We start from the raw sequence: 15,906 nt of genomic DNA, 5'->3' as shown, positions 1-15,906 counted from the left end.
CATCGCCGGTCCTCCCGGCGAGGGAGAAAACTGTCACCCATCTAATCAGTCCATTCTGTTACCTATCTATCCGGTTCGGACACCGTGGCGGGCTTTTCAATTGATGCACTACTCGTCGGCAGAACGCCCACCTGCAGAATAACAGGGGCGCGCGGCTCATGCTGTCTCGGCATTCCGCGGGTTGCTACGGCCCATCTCGTCGTTCCTCTGGCGGGCGAACCTTGCGAAACATCGCAAGCAGAAGGATGTCATAGACAATCTTCAAGGCGCCGGCGATGAGCAGCGGCCAACCGAAGCCGGACATTGCGAGCAGCGAGCCGGCAAGCATCGGGCTGGCGGCTGCCGCGAGGCTGCGCGGGACAGCGGTGACACTCGCGGCGGCGGCCCGCTCACCAGGTGATACCACGGCCATGACGTAGGAGGTGCGGGTCGGTACGTCCATCTGCGACAAGGCGCTCCTGATCAGCAGAAGTACGATGACGGGACCGAGGCTCGGCATGAAGGGGATGAGCAAAAGGCAAAGACTGGACGGCAGGTGTGTGAACACCATCGTGTTCACCAGCCCGATCCGTTTAGAGATTTGCACGGCCACTAGATACGACCCGGCGGAGAGGATACCCGTCAAAAAGAAGATTGCGCCCGTCGCAGCGAGCGATAGCCCGAACCGTTGGAAAAGCCAAAGAGCCATCAACGACTGGACCACGAAACCGCCCGCAAAAGCGTCAAGGCTGAAAAGTGCAGCGAGCGTGAGGACGATGGTTCGAGATTTGCGTAGTGGTTCCGCCGGTACCGCACTCGCATCGAGCGGCTCATCCGGCAATTTCCGATAGAGGAGCAACGCTCCTACTCCCAGAAAGGCATAAAGCAGGAAGGCGATCTGGAGAGCTTGCTTGATGTCCAGGCCGACAATCTGGCGGAGTAGGTCGGGGGCTCCGGCCGCAAGAGCACCGACCGCCCCTACAAGTGAGCCGACAAGGCTGTAGCGTGCAAAGAGCGCGGTGCGGTTGCGGTCAGTGACACTATGGGCAAGTTGCGCATGCTCCAGCGGCAGAAACACACTGACGTCGCCCGAGGATGGGTTCAACGTTCCCACGAATGCGACAAGGAGCAGCGGCCAGAAATCCTGAACCAACGCGAAGGCGCTCCCCGTGACAACCATCAGGACGGCAGCTGCAATCAGCAGGGAGCGGCGAGAGAAATGGTGTGCGACAAACCCGACGGTCAAAGTGAGCACCGCTGAACCAGCGAGCGTCGCTGTGGCGAGAACCCCGATCTTGAAAGGACTGAAACCAAGTGTGGCCAAATAGGCGGGAAGCAGAAGACTGACGAGTCCGTCGCCGAATGCCCTCAATCCCCTGGACGTCAACAGAAGGGCAGCTGCCGGCCTGGCACCGGCAGGCAGCAGCGAAAACCTCTGTTTGGCTAAAGGTTCGCGCGAAGCATTCGTCGGCGTCTGGGCTGCCAGGTATGCCTCCTGCCGCAAAGTGGTTGCGCCTATCGCACTGCTTAAATCGATCCCGTGGCAACGCCATAAAGCACGCCCAGGACAGAGCATGTCGCGAGCACGGGGATCATGCCGATCTTGAAACGAAACACGGCCAGCAGCGCACCGATTGTCAGCACCAGCGACGGCAGGTTGACGGAGCTGAATACTGGCACATCCACCGTCGTGCCCAGCCAGCTGACCTCACGCAGTTCGCGGAACAGCACATGAAGCGCGAACCACACCGCCAGGTTCAGGATCACACCGACCACCGCCGCCGTGATGGCAGACAGCGCTGCCGATAGGGCCTTGTTGCTGCGCATCGTCTCCATGAACGGCGCGCCGAGGAATATCCACAGGAAGCACGGAACGAAGGTTACCCACGTCGTCAGCAGACCGCCGAGTGTTCCGGCGACCAGCGGGCTGAGCATTCCTGGCGCCCGGTAGGCGCCCATGAAACCGACGAACTGGGTGACCATGATGAGCGGACCGGGCGTGGTCTCGGCCATACCGAGGCCGTCCAGCATTTCTCCCGGCTTGAGCCAGCCGTAGTGCTCGACACCTTGCTGAGCGACATAGGCGAGCACCGCATAGGCGCCGCCGAAGGTGACCATCGCCATCTTGGAGAAGAAGATCGCGATGTCGGTGAAGACATTGCCTTGCCCAAGAAACACAAGAAGTGCCAGGACCGGCACGAGCCACAGCAGCAGACACACCGCTGCGATCTTCAGCGACCAGCTGACGGATGGCCGGGTATGCGCAGGCACCCCTTCGCCAAGCGCCGTATCTGCGTCGGCAACCTGCTTGCCGCCGACCTTGCCATGTCCGTTGCCCGACTGGAATGAAGCCCACCCTGCCCGTCCCCCGACGTAACCGATCACACCCGCAGCCAGGATGACCAGCGGGAATGGCGCGTGGAAGAAGAACAGAGCGATGAAGGCCGCCGCCGCAAGCCCGATCATGGCATTGTTCTTGAGCGCCCGTCTGCCGATGCGCAACACCGCTTCGAGCACGATGGCAAGGACCGCCGCCTTCAAGCCGAAGAAGAGGGCCTGAACTGCTCCGACATTGCCAAAGATTGCATAGATCCAGCTCAACGCCATGATGGCGATCGCACCAGGCAGCACGAACAGGATACCGGCGACGAGGCCGCCTCTGGTCTTGTGCATGAGCCAGCCGATGTAGATGGCAAGCTGTTGTGCCTCCGGCCCGGGCAGCAGCGTGCAGTAATTGAGCGCATGCAGGAACCTGGTCTCGCCGATCCAGCGTTTTTCCTCGACGATGATGCGGTGCATCATGGCGATCTGACCCGCCGGGCCGCCGAAGCTGAGCGCGGCCACACGCGCCCACACCCGCGTGGCCTCAGCGAACGAAATGCCATGGCCGGGCGTGTCGTCTGGTCGGTTCGGTGCTGTCACGGTGTTCTCAGCATTGGCCATGATTGGTTCCTCGGATCACCCGCGCTTCGAGCGGAAATATCGGTAGAGGTTGTCGAACACCGAAGCGCCCTCGGCGATCCGTTGCTCGTCACCGGCATTCGCCATGGCGATCCCGGCGATCAGGCTGGCAATCCCCGTGGCTTCCTCGCGACCGAACTTGCTGTCCTTGAGATCAATATCGTGGACGACCTCGGCGATGGCCTGCAAAGCCGTATCCGTAATGCCGGCGCGGGCCAGCAGCACCTCGAAGCTGCAGCGGTCTCCCTCATGGGTGATTTCGCCCTCAAACATGTCGAAGCGCAATTCGCCCTCCTTTGGCACGTATCCCTTGCCAGCGACGAAGCGGATTGTTGCATCGGCATCGATGAAGCGATGGATCAGCCAGCTGCAGGCGATGCGATCGACATGCACGTCCCGGCGAGTGACCCAGGTCCGGCCCTTGAGCTCGCCCGGCTCGGCCATCTTCTTTGGTTCCTTGGTCATGGCCTTGTCCTCCATAAGCTGAGCCTCGAGCTCGGCGATCAGTCCCTCTACAGCAAGGCGACCGCTGGCGCCGAAGAAGTCGATTGTCACAAGCTCGGCGAGCCGCTTGCGCATTCGACCGAGTTGCGTGCGGGCGTCCGCGCGCCGATCCTCGGTCCTCTCGGCGTCGATAGCCGCCGTTAGATCGCGCGCTGCCTTGGCGATCTCCGCATAGTCGGTGTCCCGCGCGGCATCGAACAGCGCCCGAACCTGTACGTCCGTCAGGCCGTCGATCAGACGCGCCTCACACACCATCGCCTCACCGCCACCGTCGATAATTTCCTTCAGGAGCCATTCGAAATCCTCCTGCGTCTCTGCATCGGCGGGCAGCGCATAGACGGTGCTTTTGACCGCAACTGCGCCGATACCCTGCAGCCGCCGCCAGATCTTTACCCGGAAATAGGCTGGTTTGGTCGGCAGCTGATGGATCAAGAGCAGCCAGCGCTGCTCGGTCCCAAGTTCCCCTTCGCTCATCAGCAGACCGTATCACTGAGAAAGGCAAATGCAACACTTGTATCATGCTTTATTCAGGCGTAGCGTTCGCGGTCTCGCAGACTGTCTCGCTGACGCCCGACAGGAGGTGCCGAAATGAGAGCTTCGGGTGGGGCTACCCAGTCAGGATCATCCGCGACACGGACCCTTGGACGCACCGCAGCTACGCTCATGACTGCCGGCATGATTATCGGGACGGGTATTTTCGGTGCCCTTGGTGCGACCGCCGAGCGGGCCGGTCCCGCCCTTCTCCTGGCGATGATTCCAGGAGGGCTGGTATGCTTGGCCACAGGTATCAGCGGCGCGCAGCTCGGCGTCAATTTCCCCAGACATGGCGGTGCGTTCATCTGGGCCCGGGCGTTCCATCTCAACACGGTCGGCTTCCTTGCTGGCTGTTGCTATGTTGGACAGGGGATTGTGGGCACGGGCGTGGTATCGCTGCCTTCGCTCATTACTCAGCACAACTTGTTCCTGGCCTTCCCGTACATTTGACGGCTGGCGCGCTTGTACTCGTTGTTATGCTAATGAATTCCTTTGGTATTTCCTTCACGAGCAAAGTCATTATTGGCCTGGTGCTGGTCATCGTTGCGCTTCTGGGCGTATTCGTTTTCTTCGCGGCTCCGCATGTAGAAGTCGCTCGTTTGGTCCCGACACTGGATAAGGGGCCATTCGGATTTATGGCGGGCGCCGCGATCTTCTTCTGGGCTTGGGATGGCTTCATGCGCACCGCCATTATGGCGGGCGAAATTCGGGATCCCCGAAAGGCCATTCCCTTCTCCATTCTAGGCGGCATTGCGATCGCCGCCGTCGTCTATTACGCCGTGGCCGCTACTACTCTGGGGGTGCTTGGCGCGGAGGAAATGGCCAAAGATGACGTACCTCTCTTCAAGGCAGCTACGCAGGCTATCGGGTCGTGGGGCGGCTGGCTGATCCTAGGGGCCGCATGGACAGCATCGATTAACGAGCTCGTTAGCGATCTGCTCAGCGTCTGGCGTGTGGCGCTCGCGATGGGCGAGGCGCGCGAATTTCCGAAATGGCTCGGCGAGGTCCATCCGCGTTTCAAGGTGCCGCGTCACGCAGTACTTGCCATCGGGGCGCTCGTCTTTGCAGTGGTGCTGGTGTTCGACCTGCGTCAGGTCTTGCCGCTTGCCAGCTTTTACCTGCTGGTTTGGTTTGCCATTACCCACTACGCGGCTCTGCACTTAAGTAAGGAGCAGCGCCTGTTCTCGCCCTTCTTCGCTTGGTTCGGCCTGGCTGGCTGCTTCATACTGCTCTTCTTCATACCACTCCTGCACCTTATAATTGGAATGGTGACGCTCGCGTTGGCGTTCGGCACTCGATTCATTGTGCGGCGCCAACCGAAATTTGGTTCGGCTAGTGCTAGCTGAAACGAGGAGGTCCAAGATGCTCGATTACCAAGCCATTGAATCCCTTACCGGACTGAAGGGACAGACCACGGGTGACGTGCTCAAGTTATCGGTCCCGCGCAGTGAAGTGAGAGTGACCCTGGACGGCTTTGAGATCATTCCGTTTATGGGTCTCACCTCCTGGGTCGGTTTCAAACAGGGGGCACATCATGCGACGTTGATGGGCGACATCGTCGTGCTCGAAGATGAAATCGAGGGAGCGATGGCCGCAGCGATCCAGGCAAACCTGTATGTAACGGCCCTACATAATCATTTCGTCCGCGAACAGCCGCGCGTGATGTTTATGCATGTCGAGGGTACGGCTGATGAAACTGCGTTGGCGACAGGAGCGCATGGGATTTTTGAAGCAATAAAGATCGTGCGCAAGAAGCGTCCTGTCGGACCTGCCATGAAGAAAGTGAACAGTAGCTTGAACGTCCCGCCGCTTGAGGCGATTGTCGAGCACAAGGGCGAGAGCAAGGACGGCGTGCTCAAGTTTGTCCTGGGGCGGCCATCCGTGCCCGTCGTCTGCACACGCTGTGGCGAGCTCAATATTGATGCCGCAATGGGCTACAACACGTGGGCAGCCTTCCAGGGCACGGACGAGCGCGCCGCGGTCTGCGGCGACTTTGCGATGCTGGAAAATGAAGTCCATTCAGTCATCCGTGAACTGCAAGCTGGAGCGATTGAAGTGATCGCGGTGCACAATCACATGTTCTTTGAAGACCCGCGGATCATCTTCTTGCACTACTGGGGCATCGGCAATGCTCAGGCGTTGGCGCAGAGTTTGAGGCGGGCGCTCAACACGCAGCAATAGTTTGTCAGACCGTGCTGGAGCCGAGCGCGCCGATGCCCTGCAACCATCGCCGAATCTTCACCCGAAAGTAGGCGGGCTTGCTTGGCAGCTGATGGACCAGGAGCAGCCAGCGCTGCTCCTGTGATTGCCCCTCACTCATAAGTGAACCGTATCACGAACAAAGACAAATGCAACACTTGTATCATTCTACATTCGGGCATAGCGTTCGCCCCCTCACGGATGGCCGTGCCGCAGAGTGGGGAAACCGATGCCACACCAAATCATGCCGTTGCCGTTCAAGCCGCCTCGCCTCGTCGGCCTCTCCGAGAGGCTGTTGGCAAGTCACTACGAAAACAACTATGGCGGTGCCGTTCGTCGCCTCAACGCCATCGAACAGCGGCTCGACGGGCTCGACTGGGGCGCGGCGCCAGTTTTCGACATCAATGGTCTGAAACGCGAGGAACTGGTCGCAGCCAATTCAGCAATCCTGCACGAAATCTATTTCGACGGACTCGGTGGCACCGGCGATGCCGGAGGCGATCTCGCTGCGGCTCTGGAGCGCGACTTCGGCAGCGTAGCCTCCTGGCGCGCCAAGTTCATGGCCTGTGCCAAGGCGCAGGCCGGAGGCTCGGGATGGACCCTGCTGACCTGGTCGGAGCGGCGCGACCGACTGACGATCCAATGGGCGGCGGACCACACCAACTGTCTTGCCGGCGGCATGCCGATCCTCGCGCTCGACATGTACGAGCACGCCTACCACATGGATTTCGGCACCAAGGCCGGCGCCTATGTCGATGCCTTTATGAAGAACATCCATTGGGAACGGGTGGCTGCCCGCCACCGGCGAGCCGTCGCGAAGCGTGATCCTTCAACAGGATCGGCATCGGACGATGCGGTTCCAGCGGTCGCACCAGAGGAACTGCGGGCGCGTCTCGATCATGGAGAAGATCTCGTCGTGCTCGATGTCTGCCTCGCCGACGATCTGGCAAAACGCAGCGATATGTTGCCGGGGGCCAAGGTCCGCGCGCCTGAGACCATCGCCGATTGGGCGGGTGAACTGCCGAAGGACAGACCGGTCGTCGTCTATTGCGTCTACGGCTTCCAGGTCAGCGGCGACGCAGTCGCCGAACTGCGGCGTCGCGGCGTCGATGCGAGTGCGCTTTCAGGCGGCATCGCCGCCTGGCATGCGATCGGCGCGCCAACCGTCCCCCTGGTGATAAGCGAAGAAAGGATTGCGTCATGAAATGGGTTACCCGTGAACGTCCGGTCATCGACCGCATTGCCTGCCCCTGGCTGATTGCGCGCTTCATCGACAAGGAACCTGAGTTCCTGTTCGTGCCGCCCGATCAGGTGATCCGTGTTGCCCAGGAAACGGGCGCCACGCCTTACGACGTGCCCGGCGTCGAATTCACCCATGTCGGCGACGGCTGCAGTTTCGACACCTTCGTTTCCAAAAATGGGCTCGATCGCGACCCGGCGATCGTAACCATTGCGGCGATCGTGCGCGGCGCCGACACGGACCGGCACGACCTCACGCCACAGTCGGCGGGGCTGCTGGCAATCTCCATGGGTCTGCGGGACCTAACGTCTGACGACCAGGAGGTGCTGAAGCACGGCTTCGTCATCTATGACGCGCTCTACGCGTGGGCTTCGGGCCGCAAAGCGGAAACGCATAGCTGGCCACCCGCCATCAAGCCGGCGGCCGCATGACGAATTGGGCAATGGGGGCAAATTACAAGGAGAAACCCCATGCATGCAAAACTCGTGACCGGAGCGATGCTGATTGTGATGTCGGCGCTGCTCCAACCGGCATCGGCGGCGCCCGATTGGGAAACAATCGCAAAGGCGCTCGGCAAATCCGGAACCGAGACGCCTGATGGCGTCTACAGGGTCGGGCTGCCACGAACGGACCTGAAGGTTTCGCTCGATGGCATATCCCTGAAACCCGGATTTGCGCTTGGAGGCTGGATCGCGTTCGAACCCATGGGAGATCAGGCCATGGTCATGGGCGACATCGTTCTGACGCAGGACGAGGTGAACCCGGTCATGAAGAAGCTTGAAGAAGGTGGGATCGAGATCACTGCGGTGCACAACCACTTGCTGCGCGCGGAGCCGATGACGCTCTACATGCACGTCCTCGGCCAAGGCGACCCGGTTACGCTCGCAACAGCGCTTCATGCCGGATTGGCGCTGAGCAAAACACCGATGGGAGGCGGCGCCCAGCCGCAAGCCGCTCCGCAGATCGAGTTCGACACGGCCAGTGTCGACCAAACCATCGGTTATAAGGGTAAGGCCAACGGAGCGGTCTACCAGTTCACGATACCGCGCGCTAAGCCGGTCGAGGAAAATGGAATGGAAGTGCCGGCGGCCATGGGCTCGGCAATAGCGATCAACTTCCAATCGACAGGTGGCGGCAAGGCGGCGATCACGGGTGATTTTGTGCTGACCGCCAAGGAGGTCAATCCGGTTATCAAAGCCATGCAGGACAACGGCATCGAGATCACCGCACTGCATAGCCACATGCTCGATGAGCAGCCGCGGCTCTTCTTCATGCATTTCTGGGCAAACGACGATGTGCAGAAGGTGGCGAAAGGCCTGCGCGCAGCCCTCGACAAGGTCGCCGTCAAGAAGAGCTAGATTGGTGGCCCGTCCAACGGCGGAGTTCGGCCGGCTCGGAGCGATTGCCCGGCCTTCTTCCCGCTGGCTCGGGAATTGTCCTCTGGCACGGTGTCTTTCTGCCACCAGCATTCCGCCGGAGATCGCCTTTCCATCGTACGTGAGAGGCGGGCCGGGCCTTTGCGAACCGATGCGTTCGGAACGATCGAAGGCCCGCTTCGTTCTGATCGGATGGACTGGATTAGACTAGGCCTCCTGGCTTTAGCGGGGTTCCTCACCTGGACGCTGAACACCCTCTCGGCCGGAGGCGGAGGTCTATTGCTGATCCCCGCCGTGACTTTCATCACAGGCAGCGCGGCGGTTGCGCCGGTCATCACCTTGACCGAGCTCATCGGCAATCCCATCCGCGCCCTGGCCTTTCGGCGCGACATAGATTGGAGCTTGGTCCGTTGGTACCTGCCCGGCGCCATCGCCGGCGCCGCAGCGGGCTCTTGGCTCTTCGCCAACAGTCGGGCGGAATGGCTCCAGATACTCATAGGGATCTATCTGATCAGTGCAGTCTGGGAATTTCGCGGCGGGGCGCGCGAGCGGAGCTACCGAGCTCGCCGCTGGTGGTTCCTCCCGGCCGGCCTGATCGTCGCCCTGTTGTCGGCGCTGATGGGCACGGTGGGACCCGTCCTGAATTCGCTCTATCTGAACTACGGTTCGGAGAAGGAGACGTTGGTCGCAACGAAATCCGTGAACTCGTTTGTGACCGATGTCGTCAAGATCGCGGTATTCACCGGACTCGGCGCGCTAGGTGGTCAGGCGGCCATGTACGGCGTAGCCGCGGGTTTGGGCGCCGCGCTTGCCAATCTGCTGGCCAAGCGCTGGCTCGAACGCCTGAGTGGACGACAATTCCGCGGCCTTGTGGTCGCGCTCATGGCTGTGAGTGGAGCGCTGATGATCTGGAACCAGCACAGCTTCGTTGTGCAGGCTTGGCGCGCGGCCACAGGAATGTCCTAACAATGTCGACGTTGGCCGGAGCGCTGCGCCGTAGCTTGGTTGGCCGGTCCCGCGATGCACAGAAGCTGGCGAAAGGTCTGCGCGCAGCCCTCGACAAGGTCGCCGTCAAGAAGAGCTAAGCTTCCCGTCCGCGTGCATCAGAGTGGCCTTGGGCTGGTTCCTTCGAACCAGCCGGGCCTAACCCGATCAGCTTCGAGAAGCTTCGCCAGGTCAGATCACGCTCAGCGTCACGGCGGCAAGAACAAGATAACGGCCGACCTTGGCGGCAGTGACCAACAAAAGGAAAACCCGAAAAGCTCGCGCAGGACGCCCGCGACGACGGTTAGCGGATCACCGACAACCGGCAGCCAACTCAGCAGGAGCGACCACTTTCCGTAGCGGCGATACCACACTTGCGCGCGCTCCAGTAGCGCTTGGTTCATCGGAAACCACCGTTGGCTCCGGAAGCGCTCGATGCCTCGCCCGAGCAGCCAGTTGATCACCGATCCAAGCACGTTGCCGACGCTCGCGACTGCGATGAGCAGCCGGGGCGAGTAATCCGCAAGCAGCAGCCCGACCAGCACTGCTTCCGATTGCATCGGCAGGATCGTAGCGGCGATCAAGGCCGCCAGGAACAAACCAGCATAGGCTGCGAGATCTACTCCGAGACGCACGGCGATGGCGGCGGTCAGTCCGTAAACCACAAAAAAGGGTCGCAGCGTTCCTTCCGACTAAGGTGTGCTGGAAGTTGCCTTCGACGGGAACCACGGCTGGTTCTGGCGCAATCGCGGTGACCGCGAGGTAACGCTGACGATCCAGACCGAAGGCGATTACATCGACATCAAGCGCATGATCTAAAGCAGTACGAGTACGCCCGGCCCTTGTGGTGCGGGGCGTACTCGTTTGCCTGTTCCACCGTCGAGCGCGGAATTGTGTCGAAAGCTTTCATGCACTCGCTGGTGCTGTGCTTCTCGATCGGACTTACGATCACTCTCGTCACGTTGGGGCCGCCGCTGCCCTGAGCGTCCTGCACGCGAACAGACGTTGGTCCTGATTCTCGACCGTCGCGCGCTGGGCTCCCTATTTCTCCAGCATTCTCATCATCGCCGCGGGCCTCTATGTCGGATACCATGGCTGGACAGGACTATAGCCGCGGCGGGGGCCTGATGCGCTCACGCTTCAAGCCAAGACCGCAATCCGAGATAGCGAGCCAATCATGAAATCCGAGACAGCAGCCACCGAAAGCGTTGAGCCGGCGCCTAAGGCTGTTCCATCGGGTTGGCGAGTGTTGATGACACGCGAACGTTGGACCGAAGTCGCTCGCATTATATTTACCGGACTGATGGCCTTTCTGTACTGGCAACAGCTGATTCCCATTCAAGCCTTGTGGGTGGCCGTTGCCATCGGCTTGTATCCGCTCGTCAAGACCGGCGTCGTTGACCTCGCAAAAGAGCACAAGATCGGTACCGAAATATTCGTCACCATCGCCACGGTGGTGGCTCTGATCGGAGGCGAGACCGTCGCCGGCGCGGTCCTCATGGTGATCATTCTGATCGCGGAGTTCATCGCCGATCTGAATATGGATCGTGCGCGAGCCTCAATCAAAGACTTGATCGGCTCGGTGCCCCAAGTGGCGCTTGTGCGGGACGCAGGTGGCGAACGCAAGGTCCCGATCGAGAATCTGCGCGCAGGCAACGTTGTCTTGGTGCGGGCCGGCGAGAAGATCCCGGTCGATGGCACCGTCGTCGGTGGAGCGGCTTCGGTCAACGAAGCATCGATCACAGGAGAAAGCATTCCGAAGGACAAGAGCGATGGCGCCGATGTCTTTGCCGGAACCATCGTCGAATCCGGAGCCCTCGACATCGAGACCGAGAAGGTTGGTGCCGACACCACCTTTGCCCGCATTATCAGTCTGGTCGAGAATGCCGAAGCAGAACAGGCACCCGTCCAGAAACTGGCGGATAAGGTCGCGTCATGGCTGATCCCGGTCGTGCTGATCTTCCTCGTCGCGGTTTATCTTTATACACGCGACATTCGGATGATCGTCACTCTGCTGATTTTCACATCGCCTGCCGAACTCGGATTGGCGACCCCTCTGGTGATTATCGCAGCCATTGCGCGAGCCGCACGCAGTGGAATTCTGGTCAAGGGCGGCGTCTATCTGGAGTCTTTGGCCAAGGTCGACGTCCTGGTGTTCGACAAGACAGGCACCCTGACGGCAAACAAGCCCGAGGTTGTCGGCGTGGAGATGCAGGACGGCACGCTTTCGGAAGCTGATCTGATCGGCCTTGCCGCCGCCGCCGATCGGCGCTCGGCTCACCCCTTGGCGAAGGCGGTCGTCAATTATGCCGCCCGGATGAAAATCGATGTTCCGGAACCGGAGCAGTACGAGCAGTTGCAGGCGCGCGGTGTGAAGGCGACGGTCTCCGGACGCACCGTGCTGGTCGGGAATGCATCGTTGCTGCGCGAGGCCGGCGTGCCGCTTTCTGATGCGATCGAAAAGGGCGGACAGACGCCGGTTCACGTCGCGGTCGATGGGAAATTCGCGGGCGTGATTTTTATTGCCGACACATTGCGACCAGGTGCGCGCGAAGCGCTGGCAAAGCTCCGTGCAACCGGGATCAAGCGCATGGTGATGGTGACGGGTGACAATGAGGCCACAGCGCGGACCATCGCCAAGGAGCTCGGCGTGGATGAAGTGCGTGCCAATCTGATGCCGCAGGACAAGGTCGCCGCCATCGCCGAACTGCAAAAGCAGGGCCATCGCGTGGCGATGGTCGGCGACGGGATCAACGACGCGCCGGCGCTGGCACGCGCCGATGTCGGCATTGCGATGGGCGGCGGCGGCACGCAGGCAGCGCTGGAAGCCGCCGACATCGCATTGATGAAGGATGATCTGGCAAGAATTGTCAGCGCCCGCGCGATTGCGCGACGCGCTTACCGGACAATTCAGGAAAATATCTTCGTCGGTGTCGGTGTTGTGCACGTTTTAGGCATTACCGCAGCGCTGATGGGCTGGATCGGCCCTATCCAGGCAGCGATTTTGCACTTGGGGCCAGATGTCCTGGTGTTCCTGAATTCGGCAAAACTGCTGCGCGTTCGAATCCAAGATGTTTAGCGCATCTCTTTGGAGCCTAAGGCGCTTGCAGTTCTTTGGACGACAAATGCGTCCAATTCGCATGGCCCACGAAACCCGGCAACCGCAACCAGAGCACGCTTACTGCTGGGGCGCTGGTGGCGGTGTGCCGCCAAACCACCCAGCCGCATACCCGATCACAAGCAATATCACGATCACGGCTGCCACACCGTACCAGCCGCCTGTCCATGCAATTCATCGTTACACTAAATATCGCGCTGCGCTTGGCAAGCCAGCGATTTCTTCATCCTTTGGTCGTCGGTTTCGTGACGAGCGACCCATCTGATCCCCTGATGACGGAGTAGGCCAAGTAGGGATTCCTAAGAAGCGCGTAGGCCTGTCTGCGGTGCCAAAGCAGCCTCGAGTGCAAATGCCTGTCGGCTGCGCTCGTGTTTCTAGAACTGATAATCAGGATCTGGCCTGCAGCTGCGTGCTCTCAAAGCCGCCGGCTGCAAGCGGCTCGCGGAGGAGCGAGCATCTGGAGGGGACCGACCCGAGTTCCAACGGCTTCTTGGCGAGCTAGACGAAGGCGACATCGTGGTTGTCTGGAAACTCGACCGACTGACGCGTTCACTCAAGGACATGCTCCTTATCCTCGAGAAGATCGAAGGCCGCCGGCGCCAGGCCACTCTGTGCGCAGGCGGATAGAGGTGAGTGTCGATCGCAAATTGCAGAAACGTTGCCAGCGGATAATTGCGCGGTCCGCGCGTCATGCGTACGGATCCATAAGCGCCAGCGTGCTTACATCCAGAAGCACACCAAACCCGACGATCTGCTCCAGCGCAACGTTGCGAGACAACGTGCGCAAGCTTTTGGCCGGTTCGGACTTTATGCGGCTGACCAGGGCATATCGATTGTAGACCGCCAAACCGACCATCGCGACGAATAGGCTGATCTTGAACAGGAGAACTCGACCGTAGCTGTTGCGCGGATCGGGGAACGAGCCAAGCACTAGCCAAGTGTTCATGGCGCCCGTCAAAAAAATGAGCGCAACCGCCACCATACCAAAGCGGGAGAAGCGCCACAGGACAGTTTCCACGCCTGCGACTTCGGATGGATGCCGCTCTGCTGCCGCGGTAAGCAGGCCGAGGGGCAGGAGGCCACCTATCCACGCCCCAGCGCTTGCAACATGGAGAGCTTGATTCAGTGAGCCTAGAAGGCCCAACGCCGCTGCGTGGCCCTGCCAACCCTCGCAGGTCAGTAGCAAGAAAGCCGGCCCGACGATCAATTCGGGCCGCCCCGAGAAACTGATCACCAGGAGCAGGAGAACGAGCGAAAGGCGAACAAACCAAACAGTTCCGAAGTCGCTTTCCATGAGAACGCCGCGCAAGGTGTCAACCATACTCTCGCGTCCGGAGAGCCCGGCCGTAAAACACAGCAGCCAAATTGCCGCGAAGATTGCGGCCGCAAGTGCGAGGGCAGAATTGAGGTTACGGGGTAGAGGCGCAAGCGCGGCAGCCGCGGTTCTGTCTAGCGCATAGAAAGGGAAGAGTGCCGACCCGAATAGAATCATCACTGAGAGGAAGTAGACCCACCGGGCGAAGGCCAGAGTGCCATCAACGTCCATTTCTACGGTCTGACTTCAAATTTGAAATTGCCCTTCACCTTGTGCCCGTCTGCTGACAGCACGTGCCAATCAACTTGATAAACACCCGGCGCAAGGGACCTTGATACAGCTGCCACCATGTCCTTATCCTGCACCGCGATCTCCGTGGTGATCTTCGCACCATCCGGCCCCGACAGATCGATGCCCGAGAATCGAGCCTCAATGGGTTCGCTAAAGCGCAGTCGAATCTCAGTGGGCGGAGCGGCAATGGTGCTATTGATCTCTGGAGTAGCCTGGACCAATCGAGCATGCGCAAGCGCCTGGCCGGATAATGGCACGCTCCACAGCGCAAGTGTGGCGATCAGTCGGATAGTCCGGTTCAACGCGAACTCCTCCCGCGACGGACGGTCATCAAAGACAATGCACTTTCTGACGAGTATACGAATTTGTTGGTGTTGCAGGGCCGCCACTGTTCGAGCTGTTACGAAACTTTCCATTTGCCGGAAAAGTGATGGGAGATCGGGCCAACACGCTACCGACCGCCGAGACTCTCGATTGAAGGTCACGGACGCCGCAAGCGTTTGTAATTATCAGGACAAGCGCGGGCGAAACAAGCGTTGGCGCCCGCGTGACTCCATTTCAGCTACTTAACCGGGATCATGAGATGTGCGTATGGAGTGCCCGGCCACATCACATAGGGCTTGGATGTGTCAGGCTTTGGGTCCGTCGGATAGCCCTGCATCATGTCCATGGCGTTGACGATCATCACATGCGGGCCGGTTTCTATCCAATTGTTGCCTTCCTCGGGCTTCGTCGCATAGGGATCGGTGTTGCTGCCATCGGTACCGCCGGACAGCATGTACATGAAGCCGACCTTGCCCTTGGGCGGTTCTTTCTTTTCCATCCATGCCATCGCCCATTCCATCGAGTTGGCATCGCCGCACATTGGGTCCGGGCCGGGCGTGGACGGGCTGTCCGGCATGCACCAGAAGCCGTTTTTGCCCTCGCGCAGGGTGCGCATGGCGCCCTTGTCATCCGCGGCGTAGACCGCAGCGCCGCTTGCCACGGCAGGGGGTGCAGCAGATTCGGCGCTCTTGATCATCGCAGCGTCGTCGGCGGCTGCGCCTTGCATCGTAACCAAACTGCCTGCCGCCAAAAGGGCAGCGACCGTCAGAAGCCGTTTCATGGCCGTTCTCCGGTTTGAGTTGATCTTGTGCATGATGTCGGACGCACGGCTTTCCAGAGCCGTTTGTCGGTGATCAAACACTAGCAGATTACATGCCTCCGGACAATTTATGTTTTAGCGGTGCCTAATGTCTTTGCGGGGGCGTTATGGTCGGTCCCGTCCGTCCAGGCTCAGGGTGACGTCTCGCTTAGGTGTGGAGCCTCAACAGGTTGTCCTCGGTTAAGGCGAGGCGACTGATGGGCGGTTTTGACTTTAGGCTGCCGTGGGGGCGATGCCAATTATATCGGTGCAGCCAGACCG

At 60.3% G+C, this 15,906-nt stretch carries 15 protein-coding genes and 2 pseudogenes; 9 read left to right on the top strand and 8 right to left on the bottom strand.

Annotated features, from left to right (window positions below; genetic code table 11):
• Positions 1-184: 184 nt before the first annotated feature.
• From NKI73_RS32400 to NKI73_RS32390, 3 genes are all read right to left on the bottom strand, one after another.
• Entirely contained in the window at positions 185-1,405 is a 1,221-nt protein-coding gene (locus NKI73_RS32400) for an MFS transporter (RefSeq protein WP_352636001.1), read from the bottom strand.
• Positions 1,406-1,506: 101 nt separating this feature from the next.
• Positions 1,507-2,922: a chromate efflux transporter gene (gene chrA, locus NKI73_RS32395; protein ID WP_352635995.1), complete on the bottom strand. Its 1,416-nt coding sequence runs from the start codon at positions 2,920-2,922 to the stop codon at positions 1,507-1,509.
• Positions 2,923-2,937: 15 nt separating this feature from the next.
• Positions 2,938-3,918, bottom strand: coding sequence for a chromate resistance protein ChrB domain-containing protein (locus tag NKI73_RS32390; RefSeq protein WP_352635993.1), 981 nt, complete (start codon positions 3,916-3,918; stop codon positions 2,938-2,940).
• Between the two features lie 114 nt (positions 3,919-4,032).
• Between NKI73_RS32390 and NKI73_RS32385 the strand changes: the two genes are divergently transcribed.
• From NKI73_RS32385 to NKI73_RS32355, 7 genes are all read left to right on the top strand, one after another.
• Complete coding sequence (locus tag NKI73_RS32385) at positions 4,033-4,428, top strand: amino acid permease (protein ID WP_352635991.1); 396 nt, start codon at positions 4,033-4,035, stop codon at positions 4,426-4,428.
• Positions 4,429-4,454: 26 nt separating this feature from the next.
• Positions 4,455-5,324, top strand: coding sequence for an APC family permease (locus tag NKI73_RS32380; protein ID WP_352635990.1), 870 nt, complete (start codon positions 4,455-4,457; stop codon positions 5,322-5,324).
• Between the two features lie 16 nt (positions 5,325-5,340).
• Positions 5,341-6,159, top strand: coding sequence for a DUF1259 domain-containing protein (locus NKI73_RS32375; RefSeq protein WP_352635988.1), 819 nt, complete (start codon positions 5,341-5,343; stop codon positions 6,157-6,159).
• A 247-nt stretch (positions 6,160-6,406) separates the two neighbouring features.
• Entirely contained in the window at positions 6,407-7,381 is a 975-nt protein-coding gene (locus NKI73_RS32370; protein ID WP_352635986.1) for a Fe-Mn family superoxide dismutase, read from the top strand.
• On the top strand, positions 7,378-7,848 hold the full coding sequence (locus NKI73_RS32365; RefSeq protein ID WP_352635984.1) for a chromate resistance protein ChrB domain-containing protein: 471 nt from the start codon (positions 7,378-7,380) through the stop codon (positions 7,846-7,848). The genes NKI73_RS32370 and NKI73_RS32365 overlap by 4 nt, the downstream gene beginning before the upstream one ends.
• A gap of 39 nt (positions 7,849-7,887) precedes the next feature.
• Positions 7,888-8,775, top strand: a complete 888-nt coding sequence (locus NKI73_RS32360) for a DUF1259 domain-containing protein (RefSeq protein ID WP_352812062.1) — start codon at positions 7,888-7,890, stop codon at positions 8,773-8,775.
• Positions 8,776-8,985: 210 nt separating this feature from the next.
• The gene (locus NKI73_RS32355) at positions 8,986-9,759 is read left to right on the top strand and encodes a sulfite exporter TauE/SafE family protein (protein WP_352635998.1); all 774 of its coding nucleotides are present in this window, start codon (positions 8,986-8,988) and stop codon (positions 9,757-9,759) included.
• A gap of 210 nt (positions 9,760-9,969) precedes the next feature.
• On the opposite strand, the pseudogene NKI73_RS32350 reads toward NKI73_RS32355, so the two are convergent.
• Positions 9,970-10,412: pseudogene (locus NKI73_RS32350) on the bottom strand (YqaA family protein).
• Positions 10,413-10,954: 542 nt separating this feature from the next.
• Between NKI73_RS32350 and NKI73_RS32340 the strand changes: the two are divergent.
• Together NKI73_RS32340 and NKI73_RS32335 are read left to right on the top strand one after the other, a co-directional pair.
• Positions 10,955-12,856 carry a heavy metal translocating P-type ATPase gene (locus NKI73_RS32340; RefSeq protein WP_352635982.1) on the top strand — a complete coding sequence of 634 codons (1,902 nt, stop codon included), beginning with the start codon at positions 10,955-10,957 and terminating at the stop codon, positions 12,854-12,856.
• A 438-nt stretch (positions 12,857-13,294) separates the two neighbouring features.
• Positions 13,295-13,522: a recombinase family protein gene (locus NKI73_RS32335; RefSeq protein WP_352635996.1), complete on the top strand. Its 228-nt coding sequence runs from the start codon at positions 13,295-13,297 to the stop codon at positions 13,520-13,522.
• A 61-nt stretch (positions 13,523-13,583) separates the two neighbouring features.
• Here the strand turns inward: NKI73_RS32335 and copD are convergent, their stop codons facing one another.
• The 4 genes and pseudogenes from copD to NKI73_RS32315 all read right to left on the bottom strand — a co-directional run.
• Complete coding sequence (gene copD / locus NKI73_RS32330) at positions 13,584-14,441, bottom strand: copper homeostasis membrane protein CopD (RefSeq protein WP_352635981.1); 858 nt, start codon at positions 14,439-14,441, stop codon at positions 13,584-13,586.
• Positions 14,442-14,443: 2 nt separating this feature from the next.
• The gene (gene copC, locus NKI73_RS32325; protein WP_352635980.1) at positions 14,444-14,803 is read right to left on the bottom strand and encodes a copper homeostasis periplasmic binding protein CopC; all 360 of its coding nucleotides are present in this window, start codon (positions 14,801-14,803) and stop codon (positions 14,444-14,446) included.
• A gap of 260 nt (positions 14,804-15,063) precedes the next feature.
• Positions 15,064-15,606, bottom strand: a complete 543-nt coding sequence (locus NKI73_RS32320; protein WP_352635978.1) for a hypothetical protein — start codon at positions 15,604-15,606, stop codon at positions 15,064-15,066.
• Between the two features lie 187 nt (positions 15,607-15,793).
• Positions 15,794-15,906, bottom strand: a pseudogene (locus NKI73_RS32315) (IS481 family transposase); the annotation flags it as partial.

The sequence above is a fragment of the Mesorhizobium sp. M0496 genome (assembly GCF_040321205.1).
Taxonomy (GTDB): Bacteria; Pseudomonadota; Alphaproteobacteria; order Rhizobiales; family Rhizobiaceae; genus Mesorhizobium.
This window is presented reverse-complemented; position numbering and strand designations above follow the sequence as displayed.

Bases quoted from the DNA above. Each gene is read 5' to 3' on its own strand.
- NKI73_RS32360 (WP_352812062.1), top strand. From the start codon at position 7,888: ATGCATGCAAAACTCGTGACCGGAGCGATGCTGATTGTGATGTCGGCG.
- NKI73_RS32370 (WP_352635986.1), top strand. From the start codon at position 6,407: ATGCCACACCAAATCATGCCGTTGCCGTTCAAGCCGCCTCGCCTCGTC.
- NKI73_RS32385 (WP_352635991.1), top strand. From the start codon at position 4,033: ATGAGAGCTTCGGGTGGGGCTACCCAGTCAGGATCATCCGCGACACGG.
- NKI73_RS32355 (WP_352635998.1), top strand. From the start codon at position 8,986: ATGGACTGGATTAGACTAGGCCTCCTGGCTTTAGCGGGGTTCCTCACC.
- NKI73_RS32365 (WP_352635984.1), top strand. From the start codon at position 7,378: ATGAAATGGGTTACCCGTGAACGTCCGGTCATCGACCGCATTGCCTGC.
- NKI73_RS32380 (WP_352635990.1), top strand. From the start codon at position 4,455: ATGCTAATGAATTCCTTTGGTATTTCCTTCACGAGCAAAGTCATTATT.
- NKI73_RS32320 (WP_352635978.1), bottom strand. From the start codon at position 15,606: ATGAAACGGCTTCTGACGGTCGCTGCCCTTTTGGCGGCAGGCAGTTTG.
- NKI73_RS32340 (WP_352635982.1), top strand. From the start codon at position 10,955: ATGAAATCCGAGACAGCAGCCACCGAAAGCGTTGAGCCGGCGCCTAAG.
- chrA (WP_352635995.1), bottom strand. From the start codon at position 2,922: ATGGCCAATGCTGAGAACACCGTGACAGCACCGAACCGACCAGACGAC.
- copD (WP_352635981.1), bottom strand. From the start codon at position 14,441: ATGGACGTTGATGGCACTCTGGCCTTCGCCCGGTGGGTCTACTTCCTC.
- NKI73_RS32390 (WP_352635993.1), bottom strand. From the start codon at position 3,918: ATGAGCGAAGGGGAACTTGGGACCGAGCAGCGCTGGCTGCTCTTGATC.
- NKI73_RS32375 (WP_352635988.1), top strand. From the start codon at position 5,341: ATGCTCGATTACCAAGCCATTGAATCCCTTACCGGACTGAAGGGACAG.